This is a genomic window from Nocardia abscessus NBRC 100374, from assembly GCF_000308455.1.
GTDB lineage: Bacteria > Actinomycetota > Actinomycetes > Mycobacteriales > Mycobacteriaceae > Nocardia > Nocardia abscessus.
The window spans coordinates 1-17,042 of record NZ_BAFP01000096.1; the positions used below are offsets into that span (position 1 = coordinate 1).

The 17,042-nt window shown below is 69.0% G+C and carries 16 protein-coding genes; 4 read left to right on the forward strand and 12 right to left on the reverse strand.

Going from position 1 to position 17,042, the window contains the following annotated elements:
- Positions 1 to 141 precede the first annotated feature (141 nt).
- The 4 genes from ON19_RS18730 to ON19_RS18745 form a co-directional block, all read right to left on the reverse strand.
- Entirely contained in the window at positions 142 to 1,110 is a 969-nt protein-coding gene (locus tag ON19_RS18730) for a DUF8176 domain-containing protein (protein WP_043694183.1), read from the reverse strand.
- 57 nt (positions 1,111 to 1,167) lie between these two features.
- Positions 1,168 to 2,766, reverse strand: coding sequence for a cutinase family protein (locus ON19_RS18735; RefSeq protein WP_051169046.1), 1,599 nt, complete (start codon positions 2,764 to 2,766; stop codon positions 1,168 to 1,170).
- Between the two features lie 301 nt (positions 2,767 to 3,067).
- Positions 3,068 to 5,476, reverse strand: coding sequence for a RelA/SpoT family protein (locus tag ON19_RS18740; protein ID WP_043694189.1), 2,409 nt, complete (start codon positions 5,474 to 5,476; stop codon positions 3,068 to 3,070).
- 391 nt (positions 5,477 to 5,867) lie between these two features.
- The gene (locus ON19_RS18745) at positions 5,868 to 6,845 is read right to left on the reverse strand and encodes an alkaline phosphatase family protein (protein ID WP_086006665.1); all 978 of its coding nucleotides are present in this window, start codon (positions 6,843 to 6,845) and stop codon (positions 5,868 to 5,870) included.
- 272 nt (positions 6,846 to 7,117) lie between these two features.
- On the opposite strand from ON19_RS18745, the gene ON19_RS18755 reads away from it, so the two are divergent.
- A complete protein-coding gene (locus ON19_RS18755) occupies positions 7,118 to 7,873 on the forward strand; it encodes a metallophosphoesterase family protein (RefSeq protein ID WP_227954686.1) in 756 nt (251 codons plus the stop codon).
- A gap of 14 nt (positions 7,874 to 7,887) precedes the next feature.
- On the forward strand, positions 7,888 to 8,220 hold the full coding sequence (locus ON19_RS18760; RefSeq protein WP_043694208.1) for a YnfA family protein: 333 nt from the start codon (positions 7,888 to 7,890) through the stop codon (positions 8,218 to 8,220).
- A 74-nt stretch (positions 8,221 to 8,294) separates the two neighbouring features.
- On the opposite strand, the gene ON19_RS18765 is transcribed toward ON19_RS18760, so the two are convergent.
- From ON19_RS18765 to ON19_RS18780, 4 genes are all read right to left on the reverse strand, one after another.
- Positions 8,295 to 8,930 (reverse strand): NUDIX hydrolase, encoded by a 636-nt coding sequence (locus ON19_RS18765; protein ID WP_043694336.1) that lies wholly within the window; start codon positions 8,928 to 8,930, stop codon positions 8,295 to 8,297.
- Between the two features lie 68 nt (positions 8,931 to 8,998).
- Positions 8,999 to 10,252, reverse strand: a complete 1,254-nt coding sequence (locus ON19_RS18770) for an adenylosuccinate synthetase (RefSeq protein ID WP_043694343.1) — start codon at positions 10,250 to 10,252, stop codon at positions 8,999 to 9,001.
- A 13-nt stretch (positions 10,253 to 10,265) separates the two neighbouring features.
- Entirely contained in the window at positions 10,266 to 11,213 is a 948-nt protein-coding gene (locus ON19_RS18775) for a hypothetical protein (RefSeq protein WP_043694210.1), read from the reverse strand.
- A 155-nt stretch (positions 11,214 to 11,368) separates the two neighbouring features.
- Positions 11,369 to 11,878, reverse strand: coding sequence for a winged helix-turn-helix transcriptional regulator (locus tag ON19_RS18780; RefSeq protein ID WP_043694215.1), 510 nt, complete (start codon positions 11,876 to 11,878; stop codon positions 11,369 to 11,371).
- A 79-nt stretch (positions 11,879 to 11,957) separates the two neighbouring features.
- Here ON19_RS18780 and ON19_RS18785 point away from each other — a divergent pair, with 79 nt between their 5' ends.
- Positions 11,958 to 12,371, forward strand: coding sequence for a nuclear transport factor 2 family protein (locus ON19_RS18785; RefSeq protein ID WP_086006666.1), 414 nt, complete (start codon positions 11,958 to 11,960; stop codon positions 12,369 to 12,371).
- Positions 12,372 to 12,380: 9 nt separating this feature from the next.
- Positions 12,381 to 12,737, forward strand: coding sequence for an MmcQ/YjbR family DNA-binding protein (locus tag ON19_RS18790; RefSeq protein ID WP_043694218.1), 357 nt, complete (start codon positions 12,381 to 12,383; stop codon positions 12,735 to 12,737).
- Between the two features lie 4 nt (positions 12,738 to 12,741).
- On the opposite strand, the gene ON19_RS18795 is transcribed toward ON19_RS18790, so the two are convergent.
- The 4 genes from ON19_RS18795 to ON19_RS18805 form a co-directional block, all read right to left on the reverse strand.
- Entirely contained in the window at positions 12,742 to 14,331 is a 1,590-nt protein-coding gene (locus tag ON19_RS18795) for an ABC-F family ATP-binding cassette domain-containing protein (RefSeq protein ID WP_043694221.1), read from the reverse strand.
- Positions 14,332 to 14,496: 165 nt separating this feature from the next.
- The gene (locus ON19_RS43855) at positions 14,497 to 14,619 is read right to left on the reverse strand and encodes a hypothetical protein (protein ID WP_255218399.1); all 123 of its coding nucleotides are present in this window, start codon (positions 14,617 to 14,619) and stop codon (positions 14,497 to 14,499) included.
- 82 nt (positions 14,620 to 14,701) lie between these two features.
- Positions 14,702 to 15,274: an adenine phosphoribosyltransferase gene (locus ON19_RS18800; protein WP_051169047.1), complete on the reverse strand. Its 573-nt coding sequence runs from the start codon at positions 15,272 to 15,274 to the stop codon at positions 14,702 to 14,704.
- A 37-nt stretch (positions 15,275 to 15,311) separates the two neighbouring features.
- A complete protein-coding gene (locus tag ON19_RS18805; RefSeq protein WP_043694227.1) occupies positions 15,312 to 17,033 on the reverse strand; it encodes an ABC transporter substrate-binding protein in 1,722 nt (573 codons plus the stop codon).
- Positions 17,034 to 17,042: the final 9 nt, after the last annotated feature.

Below are 17,042 nucleotides of genomic sequence, written 5' to 3' on the forward strand. Positions count from 1 at the left end.
CCGCCTCGGAGCCGCCGCCCTTGCCGCGCCGCAACCGCACCACCGGAGCCTTGGAGCGCACCGGCCGGCCCGACGCCGCGCCCTCGCCGGGCGTCTCGTCGAGCCAGCGGCTCCAGTCCTCTCCCATCGCCTCTGCTCTCCTTATCCGGCCGCGATACCCGTGATCAGGGTGCGCCCGTCGATCACCGCGGTGGTGACCGTCTGCCTGTTGTACGTGGCGGGCACGCCGCCAGGCCGGTACTCGGTCACCTCCACCGAATACCGGTTGTCACCGGCACCCACGATCCGCACGCAATGCGCCGTGCCCACCGGGACCGAGTCGATCCCCCGCTGAATGACCCAGGCCGGCTGCACGTTGGCATCCGGAGCGACGGCCGCGCGGGCCCGTTCCCCGGAACGTTCGACGTAGTACGCGTACTGGAACGACAACACCGCGTCCGGCCCGGATCCCGTGCCGCCTGCCTCCGCGCTGCGCACGACCGTGTCGCTGCGCTCGGTCGGGCAGGCGCCCGCACTGATCGCGCGCGGATCGGTGCCCGCCTGCGCGCTGCCGACGGTGAGTTGCACCGACTCGGACATGTGCGAGTCCCTCGGCAAGGCGGCGCGGTCGGCCACGGAGCGCAGCAGCAACAGCACGCCCACCGCGGCAACGGCGATGACCAGCACCGCCACGACGACGATGATCAGCAGTCGGGCCCGGCGCAGGGCGGGGTGGTCACGGGCGGCTTGCCGCAGCGCACGCGACTCTGCGGGACGTGGCCGGTCCTCGGGCTCGTGTTCGTCGTCGTCGGCCCACGGGAACGGGACCGGACCGACCGGCCGGGGCGCGACGTAGTCGTCGTCGGGACCGGGCGCGTGGCCGGTCACCACCCAATCCGACCACCCTCCGGTGAATTCGCTGTGCTGGGCGGGCAGATCCGCCGGGACCTCATCGGGTCGGCGCTGCCAGGACTGGTCGTCGTCGCGAATGTAGTCCGGGTAGCGGGAAGGCCCGTCATCGTCCGCGGGGGCGATGACATTCGGCTCTTCACGCTTGCCTGCCTCCGGCGCGTCGGTCTCCGGCTCCAAAGCGCCGTACCAGCGGGAAAGCTGTTTGTACGACTTCAACATTCCCCCATTCCCGCAGAGCAGGGCACGCAGTATCGCATCGTCGGACCCTCTCGGCGATCAGTTCGTGGAGAACGGGTAGGCGTTGGGTATGCCGGGTCGGTCGGTGGGCGGAATCGATGTCACGCCGCCGGATGAGGCGCCATCGGCTCCTGTCCCGAACGGAAATTGTCCCGTACCGGACGAACTCGACGTGGGAGACGCGCCGGAGCCGTCCCCGAAGAATCCGGTGGGCTGCTTCTCCAGCACCCCCCGCGGCTCGGCCTTGCCGCCGAAGGCGTCGGCGACGTCGCGGGCGACCGCCGCGAACCAGTCGGCGACGAACTGGGTGGGAGCGGCGCCGTTCGCCGAGACGGTCGCGCTGCCGTAGGCGGTGTGGCGCTGAACGGTGTCCCAGTAGCGCACCCAGGTGGTGGTGTTCAGCAGTTCACTGTTGTCGGTGATGTTCTGCACTACCGCGTCGAACGCCTGGGTGACCAGTCGGACTCCGGTGGTCGGCGGAATCAGCTGGGGGATGGCGCCGAGCAACTTGGCGCCGAGCAGCAGCAGCGCGGCGGGCGGATTCGCCAGGCCCGCGGTGGCCAGCTCGGAGATGTTCGCCGGGTTGATGACCGCCCGAACCACCGTTACCACGGAGTTCAACCCGATCATGCCGACCTTCAACAGTGCCTGCAACGCGCCGGGCAGATTCAGCGACGTACGCGGGTCCGAGGCGTCGGCCAGGCGCTGGGAGATCGACTTCTGCGGCGAGATCGCCAGCGTGGCCAGCGAATTGCCCTGGACGTCCTCGTTGACCACTTGGGTCGCGGTCTTGATCGAGGTGAACGCCAGCGCCTGCGCGATGGACACCAGTGAGGCGATCGGGTCGCCACCGCTGAGCTTGGACTGGCCGACCACGTTGGCGACCGCTTTCAGGATCGGCGCGCCGTCCGGGGCGTCGCAGGCCAGATCGCCCGCCGTGCAGAAACTCGCCACCCGGCCGGTGAGCGCTCCGAAGTTGGCGGCCTTGTCCCGTTCCGGGCCGATGCCTCCGCCGGCGGCGGGCGTCTGTGGCAGGGCGGCGAGCGATCCGAGCCGGTCACCCGAGGTTCCCGGCGCCGGGTCCGGCGTCGCCTTGCCCGGCGACCCGGGGAACAGCGGCGCGCCTGGATTGCGGGTGGGGTCGCCGAACAGCGCGACGGCAGCGACCTTCTCGGCGGGCAACACGCCACGGCCCTGGCCGATCTCCTGGGCGAACATCGACGCGACGTGCGCGCCCTGCGAGTAACCGACGACCGCAAAACGGGTGTTCGGGCAAGTCTCCGCGACGGTTTCGGCCATGCTCCGCAAACGGTCGAGGCCGCCGGTCACCGATTCCGAGTAGGGCGCCGCACCACCGGCAGTCACACCGCCGAAACCGGATTCGTATGGCACATAGGCCCGGTCGACCAGACCGGCGTCAGGAGCTTTCGCCATCATCGGGCGGAAGACGGTGGAGAGCATGCCGGTATCGGTGCTGGGCGCCGCGTCCGGCGAGGATTCACCGGTGCCCTGAATTCCCAAGGCGTACAACGCGGGACAGGTCGCGAGGCGAATGTTCGTGGACGGACCGGCGGGACTCGACGGCTCCGCCGCGGCGACACCTGCGGTCGCCACAACCACGGCGAGTGCTATCAGCATCCCCGAGAGTCTTGCCGTGTATCCAGTCATAGCGATCCGCAATCAAGTCGTCTACCGAAGCTACCTCAACGCCATGAAACGCAATAGACGGTAACAGATTCCGGCTATTACTGCCGCATCGGCGGAAAACTTCCATGACACGCCGATATGAACGCGACACACCGCGGCGCGTTCCCGGAATCAGTCCGACAAGTTTCCGACAACCCGGCGCAGATGGCAACCCCGGAACCGATACCGCGCACGCGAAACTCGTTGCGTCGACAGTTAATTGATAGCTATCGAACGGCGGCGGAGCCGTCGATCAGGCCGCGGAGGTGACGCGGTAGACGTCGTAGACGCCCTCCACGTTGCGCACCACGTTCAGCAGGTGCCCCAGGTGCTTCGGATCGCCCATCTCGAAGGTGAACTTGCTGATCGCCACCCGGTCGCCGTGCGTGGCCACCGACGCGGACAGGATGTTGACCTTCTCGTCGGCCAGCACCTTCGTCACGTCGGACAGCAGCCGCGTGCGATCGAGCGCCTCGATCTGGATGGCGACCAGGAACACCGAGGACGGCGACGGCGCCCAGGACACCTCGATGATCCGTTCGGCCTGGTCACGCAGCGAACCGGCGTTCGTGCAGTCGGTGCGGTGCACGCTCACCGCGCCGCCGCGGGTCACGAAGCCCATGATCTCGTCACCGGGCACCGGGGTGCAGCATTTCGCCAGCTTGGCGACGGTGCCAGGGGCGCCGGGGATGAGCACACCCGCGTCGCCGGTGACCCGCTGCCTGCTCGGCGTCGTCGACGGGGTGGAGCGCTCGGCCAGCTCGTTCTCCACGTCGCCGATGCCGCCGAGCTGCGCCATCAGCCGCTGCACCACATGGTGCGCGGAGACCTGGTGCTCACCGACGGCGGTGTAGAGCGTGGAGATGTCGGTGTAGTGCAGTTCGTGGGCGACCGCGGTCATCGCGTCGACGCTCATCAACCGCTGCAGCGGCAGCCCGACGCGGCGGACCTCCTTGGAGATCTGCTCCTTGCCGCTCTCCAGGGCCTCCTCGCGCCGCTCTTTGGCGAACCACTGGCGAATCTTGGCCTTGGCGCGCGGCGACACCACGAAGTTCTGCCAGTCGCGGCTGGGTCCCGCGTTCTGCGCCTTGGAGGTGAACACCTCCACGACCTCGCCGTTCTCCAGCTGACGCTCCAGCGCGACCAGGCGCCCGTTCACCCGGGCGCCGATGCAGCGGTGGCCCACCTCGGTGTGCACGGCGTAAGCGAAGTCCACCGGCGTCGACTTCTGCGGCAACGTGATGACGTCGCCCTTCGGCGTGAAGACGAAGATCTCCGGCGACTTCAGGTCGAAGCGCAGCGACTCCAGGAACTCGGCCGGGTCGGCGGCCTCCCGCTGCCAGTCCAGGAGCTGGCGCATCCACGCCATGTCGTCGACCTCGGCGGTGTCGTTGGAGTGCTTGCCGCGGGTCTCCTTGTAGCGCCAGTGCGCGGCGATGCCGAACTCCGCGGTGCGATGCATGTCCTGGGTGCGGATCTGCACCTCGAGGGGCTTGCCGTCCGGCCCGACCACGGTGGTGTGCAGCGACTGGTAGACGCCGTAGCGCGGCTGGGCGATGTAGTCCTTGAACCGGCCCGCCATGGGCTGCCACAGCGAGTGCACCACGCCGACGGCCGCGTAGCAGTCACGCACCTCGTCGCACAGGATGCGGATACCGACCAGGTCGTGGATGTCGTCGAAGTCCTTACCCTTGACGATCATCTTCTGGTAGATCGACCAGTAATGCTTCGGACGGCCCTCGACGATCGCGTTGATCCGGGAGGCGGCCAGCGTGTTGACTATTTCGGCCCGCACCCTCGCCAGGTAGGTGTCGCGGGAGGGCGCGCGGTCGGCCACGAGCCGGACGATCTCGTCGTACTTCTTCGGGTGCAGGATCGCGAAGGCGAGGTCCTCCAGCTCCCACTTCACTGTCGCCATGCCGAGGCGATGGGCAAGGGGCGCAATGACTTCCAGCGTCTCCTTGGCCTTCTTCGCCTGCTTCTCCGGCGGCAGGAAACGCATGGTGCGCATGTTGTGCAGCCGGTCGGCCACCTTGATCACCAGCACGCGCGGGTCGCGGGCCATCGCGATGATCATCTTGCGGATGGTCTCGGCCTCGGCGGCGGCGCCCAGGTTGACCTTGTCCAGCTTGGTGACGCCGTCGACGAGGTGGGCGACCTCGGAGCCGAAGTCCTGGGTCAGCTGCTCGAGGCTGTAGCCGGTGTCCTCTACCGTGTCGTGCAGGAGCGCGGCCACCAGTGTGGTGGTGTCCATGCCGAGCTCGGCGAGGATGTTGGCCACCGCGAGCGGATGGGTGATGTAGGGATCGCCGGATTTGCGGAACTGATGCTTGTGCCGGTCGTCGGCCACGTCGAAGGCGCGCTGCAGCAGCGTCAGGTTCGCCTTCGGGTACAACTCGCGATGCACGGTGGCCAGCGGTTCGAGCACCGGCTTGACCGCCGCGATACCGCGCTGCCCCGTCATGCGGCGGGCCAGGCGCGCACGCACCCGGCGTGAGGCCGAGGTCGGGACGGCGGAGGAGGTGCCCGGCTGACGCGGAGGCGTCGCGTTCGCCGGCGCCGGCGGTTTCGCGACCTGCGCGGCGTCGGTGGCGCCCGCACCGTTCGACTGCGGGCCCGACGTCGATTGCTCGACTTTCGCCTCGCCCAGATGCTGCGTCATGCCACCACCTCTCCGCGCCTCGATCGGACCACCCTATCCGACCGGTGCAACCTCCCGGACCACCAACTTTAGTCCGGGCGGAGCACCCACGTCCGCTCAGCGGGCGACGGATGCGCACCAGGGCCTTCGGACAGGGAACGGGCGCCGAGTCCGGGCGGTTCCGGGCACACCTGGCAACCGTCCCATATCGGACAAACTCGGGCCGTCGCGAACAGCGCCTTCCAGGGGGCGGGGCAACGAGACCAACAGCCGCACCCGCGACGACCAGCGCTTTTACACCCGATGAGGCGAGGAGATCAGGACCTGCGCCCGCTATCGCCCCCCGGCACTTGATCGAGGGGCAACCGGGGCACCGGAGCCGACGAGCCTCGGCTCGGTCCCCGCGGCGCGGTCAGCGAATCGCGGCGGGCTGAGGTTCGGAGAGCGGCGACGGGGCGGGCACGGGCTCGGGAAGCAGGGAGCGGCCGTCGAGATCGGCGGTAGAAGCGACGTCGAGGAGGTCGAGCACCGTGGGGGTTATGTCGACCAGGGTTGCTCGCGTACTGGTGGCGCCGGGCCGGAAGTCGGGGCCGCGAGCGATGACGAAATTGGTCGTCTCGTCGGCCGATTGGCCGCCGTGCCCGCCTTTCGGCGTGTGACCGTGATCGGCGGTGACCAGCACGGTCCACCGCTCGGCGGGGTGCGCGGCGGCGCGGGCGTCCACGGCGGCGACGATGCGGCCGACCAGAGCGTCGATGCGCGTCACGGCGTCCAGATAGGCGCGCGAGGCGCCACCGGCGTCGTGACCGGCGCGGTCCACCTGGTCCAGATGGGTGAAGAGCAGGTCGGGCGCGAATTTGCCGATCGCGGTCACCACGGCGTCCGTGGTGGCGGCATCGGTGCGCGCCTCATCGAGATCGTCCGGCACGGGCGCGGTGGAGACGACCACGTCGGCGCGGGGGCTGCCGCTGCCGGTCATGGTGGCGATCTGGTCCCAGGTCGCGATGGACTGCGTCTTCAGCGCCGGCCGGGCTCGTTCGAGCTGGGTGAAGACCGTCGGGTACCCCGCGAACGGCGCGGCGGTGAACCGGTTGTTCGTGATGCCGTGTTTGCGATCCCACACCCCGGTCAGCACGGTGGCCCAGGAGGGACCGGAGACGGTGATGTGCGGGGCGATCGATGAACGGCTCAGCAAGCCCGCACTGCTCAGCCGCAACAGATTCGGCGCCTGCGCCTGCTCGATCTTGCTGTACATCAGGCCGTCCAAGCCGATCACGACTACTTTGGCCGCCTGTGCCTCTCCCTCGGCGACTCCGGCCGCGCCGGACAGCGGAAGGAATACGGCCGCCGCGACGGCAACAACTTTCGGCAGCAGTCGCGCTCGGCTCATACCGCGAACCATGCGGGACCGACCGAGGCGTGCGATAGCCCGCCGCCGCAGTGTTCATGGACGTTTCATCGGAGGCCACACTGCCCGTCGCCTCACTGAACACGCCTTGAACAAGGCATAGCCGAAAGCTATATCCGAATTTCACGGTGGGTCGCGGCCAGGTGAACGCCGAGTTTCCGCCGTGCGACGCGAGCGGCGCGCCCGTGGCGCACCGCCTGTGCCTCGGCATCGTCGCTTGACACGCCCTTCGCCGATATGGATGGCTGGCCGTCGTGACCGCAGGATGCATTCGCGTCGCGGCCGTCGGCGACCTCCATATGCGCGCGGCCGTGTCCGGACGTTTTCGTCCCGATTTCCTCCGCCTGTCCGCGGACGCCGACCTCCTTTTGCTGGCAGGCGATCTCACCGACGGGGGCAGCCGAACGGAAGCGGATCTGCTGTGCGCCGAACTCGCCGATCTTCCGGTGCCGGTGGTCGCCGTGCTGGGCAATCACGACCACGATCGGAAATCGGGCTACTTGATCGCGGCGCGGCTCACCGCGCTGGGCGTCCACGTGCTGGACGGCACCGCGATCACCCTCGCTGTCCAGGGAATGCGAGTGGGCGTCGCCGGAGTCATGGGCGGCAGCGGCGGCTTCCCCGGCCATCCCGGCACACCGGAAGAGGGTTCCGCCGAACATCGCGCCCGCATGCGCCGCGGTCCGCTCGACGCCCTACGGCTGCGCCAGGCGCTCGACCTCATCGACTGCGAAACCCGCATCGCCCTCATGCATTTCGCGCCTGTTCTCGACACGCTGGCCGGTGAACCGCCCAAGATCTACCCCGGACTCGGCTGTCATGATCTGGCCGCGGCGGTCGACGCGGGCGGGGCGCTGCTCGCCGTCCACGGGCATGCCCACGGCGGAACGGAATTCGGTCGCACCCAGGGTGGTGTGCCGGTGCGGAACGTCTCCTACCCGGTGCTCGGGCGCACCTACGCCGTCTACGAGGTCGCTTCGGGCCAGCGCCGTCCGGTCGACATCGGCTGAGTACCGTCCCCGCCATGACGGTCGCACGCTCACTGCTCCTGTTCGCCCTCGCCGCGCTCGCCGAGATCGGCGGCGCCTGGCTGGTCTGGCAGGGCTGGCGGGAGCAGCGCGGCGTCGTCTGGATCGCCGCGGGCGTCCTCGCGCTCGGCGCCTACGGCTTCGTCGCCACCTTCCAGCCGGACCCGAACTTCGGGCGCATCCTCGCCGCCTACGGTGGCGTCTTCGTCGCGGGCTCACTGGCATGGGGCATGCTGGTGGACAAGTTCCGGCCCGACCGCTGGGACTACTTCGGCGCGGCGATCTGCCTCGTCGGCGTCGCCGTCATCATGTACGCGCCACGGCGCTGAGTCGTCGCCTTCGATCGACGCCGACACCGAACGCGCACCGGTTCACGCCCGGAACGAAACGACGACTGCGGTGACTACGCCGTTCCCTCCTCCGCGCCGAAGGCCCACACCGCGGCGGGCCGCCCGGTCGCCTTGACGCGACGCCGTTCGCTGGTGCGCGCCAGTCCGGGGACGCCCGCCAGGGTGCGGTTCAGATTCGCGGCGTCCGGACGGGCTCCGGACAGCGCGGCGGCGGCCGCCACCGCCCTCGTCGCGGGAAACTCCGCGCCGAGGAGGGCACGGGTGAACGTCAGGTCCTTCCACAGCAACCGCGTCAGCACACCGCGAGCCACCGCGACGATGCGATCGTGGTCGAACGCCAGCTGCGGCACCTCGTCGAACCCGGTCCACCGCGCCGGTCCCTCGTGCGGGCCCACCACCGCCCACATCGCGATCGACAGCGTCGGTCCGCGCGGGTCGCGATTCGGTTCGTCGAAGGTCACCAGCTGCCCCACCGGTCCGATGGCGGCCTCCGGCACACCCAACTTGGTGTGCACCGCTCGCCGCGCCGCGACCGCCAGCCGCTCCCCCCGTCCGAGCAGCACACCGGGCAGGGCCAGCTGCCCTGCGAACGGCTCCAGCGCACGCGGTGCGATCCCGAACCGCACTTCACCGTCCTCGTCCCAGAACCGCAACGCCACTACATCCACCGACACAACGGACTGCTCCACGGCCACCCATCCTGCCCGACCGCCCGCACGGCACGTGGACCGTCTCGCGGTGCGCCACCGCGGACGATTCACGCCGCGGCGGGATACGCCATGCGGGTGCGGTGACGGCGGCCGGGGCCATGGCCGGTCAAGACGACCGGCACGCCGAGCGTCCCGGCCAGCCACGGCACGGGGTCGTCAGGCAATGGGGCGAGGACGGGCTCCGCGCGCGACAACAACCCGGTCAGCTTGCGCTGGTGGTTCAGGTCCTGCCGGCGCCCAGCGGGCACCGCGTCGACGGCAACACCGTCAACGGTGTATCCCGTTGCGGCGTACCGTGTCCCTGGCACGTCGAGATGGTTGACCGCGAGCCCGTCGACGCCGCCGCATACCTCGATGGCGTAGCGCAGTAGGACCGCGTCCAAGTGCCCGAGACGGAACGCGCCTTGGTAGCGACCAGCCGCATTGTGCGGTTCGGGCAGGTCGAGGCCGGGAACCTCGGTGGGGAACGGACCGGCGCCGTGGCGGGTCTGGTAGGTCCGGGTGACGCCGAGCACGTAACCGGGCGCGCCGATCTCGGCGAGCATCGCCCGCGCGTTGCGCGGCTCGACGGTCGACCACGTCGTGTGCGGATGGAACCCGCGCCACTCGTCGAGCAGGACGCCTTGGGCGCCTTCGAACACCAGCCGGCCCTGCCGCGCGAACCGGGCCAGCTGATCGTCGCCCACCACGGATACCGCCGCGGCGAACTCGCGGTACATCTCGACCAGATCATCCATCGGTTCGTAACGATGATCGCTCGAGGCGATCAGCGGCGCGTAGAACGCCGCCAGCGCTCGCAGCTTGCGCCGCAACACCATGGGGCGCAGGCAATCCGACACCGTGGGAGCGGCGTGCGCGAGCGCGTATCCCGCGGTCTCGCCGATCCCGCGACCGCACGAACCGTGCCGCGCGGAACCCCGCGCATCCTCGCGTGCACGGTTGGCGGCGATATGGACGGGCGTGGTGAGCAGCGCCCGCCCATCGATGCGTAACAGCGACAGCGGGTCTCGGACGCCCAGCGCGGCCAGCCCGCGCGCCTCCGTGGCCAGCGCGATCGGTTCGACCAACATGTGCCGCGACAGCAAGGTCGGTACGCCCGCGAACGTCCCCGATCCGAACTGCGCGAACGTGTGGTGCCGCCCGTCGGCGATCACGTTGTGCGCCGCCTGCGCACCGCCGTTGAACCGGACCACGGCGGCGACATCGAAGCCCGACTCGGGTGCGCAGAGCCAGTCGACCGTCGCGCCCTTGCCCGCGTCGCCGAAACCGAGATCCACGACGATGATGTGCGGCCCGGACATGCCCGCCCCGATTTCAGCCGCGGCCACGCGGCAGCGCACGCGGTCGCCCGCCGTCGGCCCCCAGTGCCTGGCCGACCGACGCGGCCTCGGCCACGGACCCGACATCCCGCAGGTCGGCCAGCCCGGCGGAGAGGTCGACGCGCCCCTCGGCCAATCCGATCGTCAGCGCGATGAGCTCGCATACCGCGGCCGGGTCGTCCAGGCGCAGGAAGTTCTGGCCGAGCAGCGCGCGCCAGTGCTCGGCGATCTCCGGATCGTGGAAGTAGCTCGACTGGTCGGGCAGGATGTAGTGCACGTGCCAGCGTTCGGCGAGCTCGCGATACACGGATTCCACCGAGATGTCTCGGCGCACACTGTCTCCGATGACGGCACGGATGTGTCGGGAGGCCAGCCGCGGCTTGTTCAGTTCGTCACCGATCAGGAACAGGTAGCCCTTCTTGCGCCGCTTCTCCCACGCGTCGGTGACGACGTGCGTCGCCAGGAAATAGGCGGCCAGTTCGTAGCTTTCGGACTTCTGCCCACCACCGCCGCCCTCCAGAAAGACGGCGCGCAACTGCTCGTCCATCCGATTGTCGGATTCGAACTGACCGATCTGCAGCGGCACGCGGTCGGTGTCCGCGTCACCGATGGCCCCGAACAGGATCTGCGGATCCTCCGCATATCCCTTGCGCCGCAACAGCCCGTGCAGCGTGCCCAGCTTGTCCTGCATGATCCGCGGCACCCGGCCCATCGATCCGGTGACGTCGAACAGCACCGCGATGGGCAGTGAGTTGCCGTGCTCGGCCGAATCCCGGCATTCGCGCGCGGTGACCCCGAGCGGATCCAGCATCGGATGCACCCGCCAGTTCGCGGGCGACTCGGCCCGCAGCTGGGCGGTGTAGCCGAAATCGTCGATGCCGCGGGCGGCACGGAAGGTCTTGGCCGCGTGGTAGGCGGAGTCGTCCCAGTGTCCGTATCCCATGTGATCACGTCCTCTCTTTGTTTTAGTCTATGCGACCAAAACAAAGTCGGTCAAGGGTTCCGGCCGCTACACGCCCGGTTGGGCGCGCGCATGCCTACACCCCCAACTCGGAAATCCACAGCGCGGCAAGGCACCCGGTCGCGCGGGACCCCGGATCAGCCGTCGGTGCCTCCTGCTTCGAGCAAGCCGCCGATCAGCATCGTTCCCGGCCCCTGTCGGCCCCCCGGGCCGGACAGCCACCGAACATCGTCCGCGGTGAGCGGCTCGCCACATTCCCGGCACACCACTACACCGGAGGTCGGCCGCCCGCACTCGCGATGGACCACGACGGCGGGCGGACCTTCCGCGCCCGCCAGCCATTTGTCGCCCCAGGTGATCAACATGGTGAGCACCGGATACAGGTCACGCCCACGTTCGGTGAGCAGGTACTCGTAGCGCATCGGATTCGACTGGTACGCGCGCTTTTCCACGATGCCGTGCTCCTGCAGCGCATCCAGGCGAGCGGCGAGCACGTTGGAGGCGATGCCGAGATCGCGGCGGAGATCCTCGAAGCGACTCAGCCCGACGAACAGGTCGCGCAGGATCAGCGGCGTCCAGCGCTCACCGATCGCGTCCACCGTGCGCGCGATGGAGCAGACGATGTCGGAGAAAGCGGCCTTGGGCATTCGCCCAGTCTAGTCCGTTGCTTTTTGCAAGCGACTTCCACTAGGTTCGAATCCATCGACGAGCAAAGGGGTGAGGGACATGTCCGAAGCGATCGCCGAGTTCCGCAGGGCAACGGAGGCGGGTGACATCGACGCGTTGACCGAGGTCTTGGCGCCCGACGCCGAGCTGATCTCGCCGCTGTCGGGCCGGCTGGTATTCCGCGGCCGAGACGATCTGCGCGTGCTGCTCTCGGCGGCCTACGGCAGCCTCACCGGCTTGCGCTGGACCGAGGAGATCGGCGACGGGGCGCGGCGCGTCCTGCTGGCAGCCGCCACGATCGGACCGTTCCGGCTGACCGAGGCACTGGTACTCGGACTCGATGAGCAGGGCCGTATCCGCACGTTGCAGCCACACTTGCGGCCCTGGCTCACGCTCACCTATCTCGCGGTGCGGCTGGCGCCCGGCCTGCTGAGACATCCCGGCATCCTGCGGCGGGCTGCCCGCGCCGCGTAAGCTTCCCCGGTGGACCCGCTCGCCCGCATTCGTGCGATCTGCCTGGAGCTACCGGAGAGCATCGAACGGCCAAGCCATGGCTCTCCCACCTTTTTCGTTCGCACCAAAACGGTGTTCACCTATTACCTCGAGGACGGACACCGGGAGCCGGGCGCGACGATCTGGTGCCCGGCTCCTGTGGGCGCGCAGGCCGAACTGATCGCCGCCGAGGCCGCCCGGTTCTTCGTGCCGCCCTATGTCGGGCACCGCGGCTGGATCGGCGTGCGTCTCCAAATCACACCCGACTGGGACGAGGTGGCCGAGATCGTCCAGGACGGTTACCGCCTCGTCGCCCCGAAGCGGTTGTCGGCGCTGCTGGACCGATAGCGCGTCAGGTCACCAGCGTCTCCGCCAAGCCATCGGCGGTGAGTTCGAGGCGCCGGGTCACCCCGATGTCGTCGAGGAAACGCGGATCGTGGCTCACCACGATGAGCGCGCCCTCGAAGCTCGCCAGCGCCTGGGTGAGGTGTTCCAGGCTGGGCAGGTCGAGGTTGTTGGTCGGCTCGTCCAGCAGCAGCAGCCGCGGTGCCGGATCGGCCAGCAGCAGCATGGCCAGCGCCGCACGCAACCGCTCGCCGCCGGACAGCGCCGCGGCCGCGACATCGGCGTCGGTACCGCGGAACAGGAAGCGTGCCAGCTGCGCCCGGATCCGTTCCGCGGACGCGTGCGGCGCCGTCGAAGCGACGTTTTCGAACACCGATCGCCGCTCGTCGAACACGTCCAGCCGCTGCGGCAGCATGCGCCACGGCACCTTCGGCCCCTCCTGCGCGATGGCCCGCAGCAACGTCGTCTTGCCGACGCCGTTGCGGCCGGTCAACGCGATCCGCTCAGGCCCGGACACTCGCAGCGTCACCGTCGGCCCGCAGGCCAGCTCGACCTGGTCCAGCTCGATCACCTCCTGGCCGGGATACAGCCGCGTGTCGGGCAGCTCCACCCGGATCTCCCGATCGTCGCGCAAAAGCTCTTTGGCCTGGTCGAGCTGTTCTTTGGCGGTGTCGAGCTTCTCGATGTGGTTGTTGCGCAGCTTGCCCGCCGACACCTGCGCCTGCCGTTTGCGCTCGCCCATCACGATCTTCGGCTCCCGCTTCTGGTCCCACATCTTCTGCCCGTATCGCTGCCTGCGGTCCAGCTTGATGCGCGCCTCGACGAGTTCGCGTGCCTGCTTGCGAACGTCGCTGCGCGCGTCACGGATCGCCGCGCGAGCCGCTTCCTGCTCGGCGGCGACGATCCGCTCGTACTCGCTGAAATTCCCGCCGAACAGCCGCAATTCGCCGTGGCGCAGCTCCGCGATGGACGTCATCCGCTCCAGCAGCTCACGATCGTGGCTGACCGTCAGCACCGTGCCGGAGAACTGCCCGACCACCTCGTAGAGCCGTGCGCGAGCCACCTGATCCAAGTTGTTCGTCGGTTCGTCCAGCAACAGCACGTCGGGTTCGGCGAGCAGTTCGGCGACCAGTCCGAGCAGCACCGTCTCGCCGCCGGACAGTGTGTCCAGGGTGCGATCGAGCTGTTCCACCGAATCGGCGACGTAGTGCAGGCCGAGCCGGGCCAGCAATGCCAAGGCTCGCTCCTCGACGTCCCAGTGATTGCCGACCAGGTCGAAATCGGCTTCGCTCCCGTGCCCGGATTCGATACGGTGCAACGCTTTTCGCACCTCCGCGATGCCGAGCACCGCATCGACGCGCTGACCCGCGCCCAGACCGAGGTCTTGGCGCAGATACCCCAGATGTCCGGTGACCGTGACGGACCCGCGAACGGGCTTCAGCTCCCCCGCGATCAACCGCAGCAGTGTGGACTTGCCCGCGCCGTTTCCGCCGACCAGGCCGATGTGACCGGGACCGAGGACGGCGTCGAGCCCCTCGAAAACGGGGGTGCCGTCCGGCCAGCCGAAAGTGAGATCGGAAAAAGACAGATTGGTCATACCAGCTCCCAGAGGTTGCGACGAAACACGGCGCGCGAATGCGGGCCGCACGTGTGGCTACCTCAGATGAGCAACGGCAGAACTCCGATCAACGGGAATAAGACCTGTCCAGGTTAAACACAACTCCGGCGAGTGCGCCAGTGCAATTCGGATCACACTTCCGCGTCAGGACGACGCGCCGATGGTGGCGGCCACGACCGCGTCCAGCTCCCCCGCGGCTACCAGCCGCCGCAGCTGCCGCGCCTCCCGGCTCGTCAGATCGCACGTCGCGACCCTGACAGTAATCATGGTGCCGGGCAATAGGTTTCCGCTACGCGGAGCCCGGCGCGAGTGGCGGGCGGGCTTCCGCGCACGGTCTATCCGTACCGGCTCAGAGTTTGACGATCGAGGTCAGCGGGTAGTCACCTTGCCGCGCACGCCCGCCGAGGAAGCCCAGTTCCAGCACGACCGCGGCGGCGGCCACCTCGGCGCCCGCCTGCTTGAAGAGTTCAGCGGCGGCGGCGAGGGTGCCCCCGGTGGCCAGGACGTCGTCCAGCAGCAGGATGCGGCGGCCGGACAGGTCTATGCCGTCCGCGGGAATCTCCAACGCGGCGGTGCCGTATTCGAGGCTGTATTCCCGGCTGATCACCGGCGGCGGCAGCTTGCCCGCCTTGCGGATCGCGAGCACGCCGGTGCCGAGAGACGCGGCGACACCGGCTCCGAGCAGGAAGCCGCGGGCGTCGACGCCGGCCACCAGATCGGCGTCGGGCGCGCACGAGGCCAGGCACTCGACCACCGCGCGAAAACCCTCCGCGTCGGCGAACACCGGGGTGAGATCCGCGAAACGGACACCGGGCGTGGGGAAATCGTCGTGCCAACGGGTCAAACGGTCGACCACCTCGGCGGCTTTGGTGGTCCGTTCGGCGGCTACCTCGTCGGATTCGATTGCCGCGTGCTTGCTCATCGACACCTCTCCATGATCACATCACCCACACCATCTGTCACCGCTCGAGCACCCACCGGTCCATGTTCCATCCGGAGCCGGCCTGGTTAGGGGCAGCGATCCCATTGCGCAACCCCTTGCCGAAGGCGATCGTGCGCGGGGTGGCGAACAACGGAATGCTCGGCAGCTCCGCCCACAGCAGGTTCTCGGCCTCGATGAGCAGATTCAGCTGTGCGCCCGAGTAGTCCTCGGCCCCGAGCTGGTCGGTGATCGCATCGTAGCGGCCGTTGCCGAAGCGACCGACATTCAGCCCGCTACCGGTGCGCAACGCGCTGGTCGCGGCGACTCCCGCGATCGAGCCCGCCGGACCCGGCGCCGACGCGGTGCCGCCCAGCACGGCGTCCACCTTGCCCTCGGCGAGCCGGGCGGGCGTGAAGTCGGGCGCACCGGCGTCCACCACGGTGATCCCCGCCGGCTTGCAGGCCTCGGCGATCATCGCGACGGTCTGCGCCCGGCGATCGTCCGGAGCCACATAGCCGACGCGGACAGTCGGGTTCGGTGCACCGGAGGCCGCCACCGCCCTGGTCGCATTGGCCACGTCACCGCCGGAGTACTTGTTCGACGCGGCGATGACCGCCGGGTAGAACAGGGAATCCTGTTGCACGACGTGCGCGTTGAGCGGGCCGGATCCCAGCCCCGTCTTCGGCGCGTCCGGCACCTTGCCGAGCTTGTCGAACAGCGTCTGGCGCGGCAGGCACAGCGCGAACGCCCGGCGCGCCTCGACCGAGGAGAACACTCCGCCGGTCGTCAGCACCAGCTGCTCGGCGCCTCGGCCGGGCACGGTCTGCACCGAGAAGCCGCCCAGGTTCAGGTCTTTCACCGAGTTCGCGCCGATATCGAGCACGCCGACGGCATTGTCGCCGACCTTCTGCTTCAGGTCGAAGTTTTTCGGCCACACTACGATTCGCCCTGTCGCGGGTTTGTTTCCCCACCACCGCTCGTTCGCCACCAGCACCAAACCGTCAGCGCTGCCGAAGGATTCGATGCGGTAGGGCCCCGAGGAAGGGAACCGCGACAGGTCCAGCTTGCCGTCGGCAGGGATGGTCCATCCCGTGTTCCAGAACTCCGCGATCCGGCCGAGGGCGTTCGGATCGCCGGTCTGCAAGGACGACACGACGTTGGGCACGTTCGCTACCCGGGCCGCGACATGCGCGGGCATCAGCTCACCCGCCGTGAACAGGTTGCGCCACGGCAGGTAATGCCGACCGGGGCGGAACACCACCGTGGCGTCACGGGAGCCGGGCTGGCAGTCGACCCGCTCGATGTCGGCGTAGCCGCTGGTGCTCGCGGCGTCGAAGAGCGGAACAGGTCCCCGGTCACCCGGTTTGGTGTACCGCCCGCTGCGGGCGGCCCAGACCAGCACCAAGTCGTCACACGAGGTCGGCACACCGTCGGAGTACACGCCGTCGGGATTGAGCCGGTACTGGATGGTCTGCGACTCGCCCGGCACCTCCTTGGCGGTGCCGAAGTCGGTGTCGGCGACCTGCTGGCCATCCGGACCGGTGTAGAAGAACCCGGTGAGCACCCGGGAGAACACCGCGGGCGAGCCGGAACTCGCGCCGAGCGTGCTGCCGCCGTTATAGGTGGCGATGGTGGCATCGGTCGCGTAGCCGATGGAGGGCACCTGGTTCTTGCTGGAGCAGCCGACCATCAGCCCGGCGGCCACCGTGCCCGAAACGAGCGCTCCGATCAGTCGTACCGCCCTGCGTGGCTGTCGCATGAAACCCCC

Bases quoted from the DNA above. Each gene is read 5' to 3' on its own strand.
- ON19_RS18730 (WP_043694183.1), bottom strand. From the start codon at position 1,110: ATGTTGAAGTCGTACAAACAGCTTTCCCGCTGGTACGGCGCTTTGGAG.
- ON19_RS18735 (WP_051169046.1), bottom strand. From the start codon at position 2,766: ATGCTGATAGCACTCGCCGTGGTTGTGGCGACCGCAGGTGTCGCCGCG.
- ON19_RS18740 (WP_043694189.1), bottom strand. From the start codon at position 5,476: ATGACGCAGCATCTGGGCGAGGCGAAAGTCGAGCAATCGACGTCGGGC.
- ON19_RS18745 (WP_086006665.1), bottom strand. From the start codon at position 6,845: ATGAGCCGAGCGCGACTGCTGCCGAAAGTTGTTGCCGTCGCGGCGGCC.
- ON19_RS18760 (WP_043694208.1), top strand. From the start codon at position 7,888: ATGACGGTCGCACGCTCACTGCTCCTGTTCGCCCTCGCCGCGCTCGCC.
- ON19_RS18770 (WP_043694343.1), bottom strand. From the start codon at position 10,252: ATGTCCGGGCCGCACATCATCGTCGTGGATCTCGGTTTCGGCGACGCG.
- ON19_RS18775 (WP_043694210.1), bottom strand. From the start codon at position 11,213: ATGGGATACGGACACTGGGACGACTCCGCCTACCACGCGGCCAAGACC.
- ON19_RS18780 (WP_043694215.1), bottom strand. From the start codon at position 11,878: ATGCCCAAGGCCGCTTTCTCCGACATCGTCTGCTCCATCGCGCGCACG.
- ON19_RS18785 (WP_086006666.1), top strand. From the start codon at position 11,958: ATGTCCGAAGCGATCGCCGAGTTCCGCAGGGCAACGGAGGCGGGTGAC.
- ON19_RS18795 (WP_043694221.1), bottom strand. From the start codon at position 14,331: ATGACCAATCTGTCTTTTTCCGATCTCACTTTCGGCTGGCCGGACGGC.
- ON19_RS43855 (WP_255218399.1), bottom strand. From the start codon at position 14,619: ATGATTACTGTCAGGGTCGCGACGTGCGATCTGACGAGCCGGGAGGCG.
- ON19_RS18800 (WP_051169047.1), bottom strand. From the start codon at position 15,274: ATGAGCAAGCACGCGGCAATCGAATCCGACGAGGTAGCCGCCGAACGG.
- ON19_RS18805 (WP_043694227.1), bottom strand. From the start codon at position 17,033: ATGCGACAGCCACGCAGGGCGGTACGACTGATCGGAGCGCTCGTTTCG.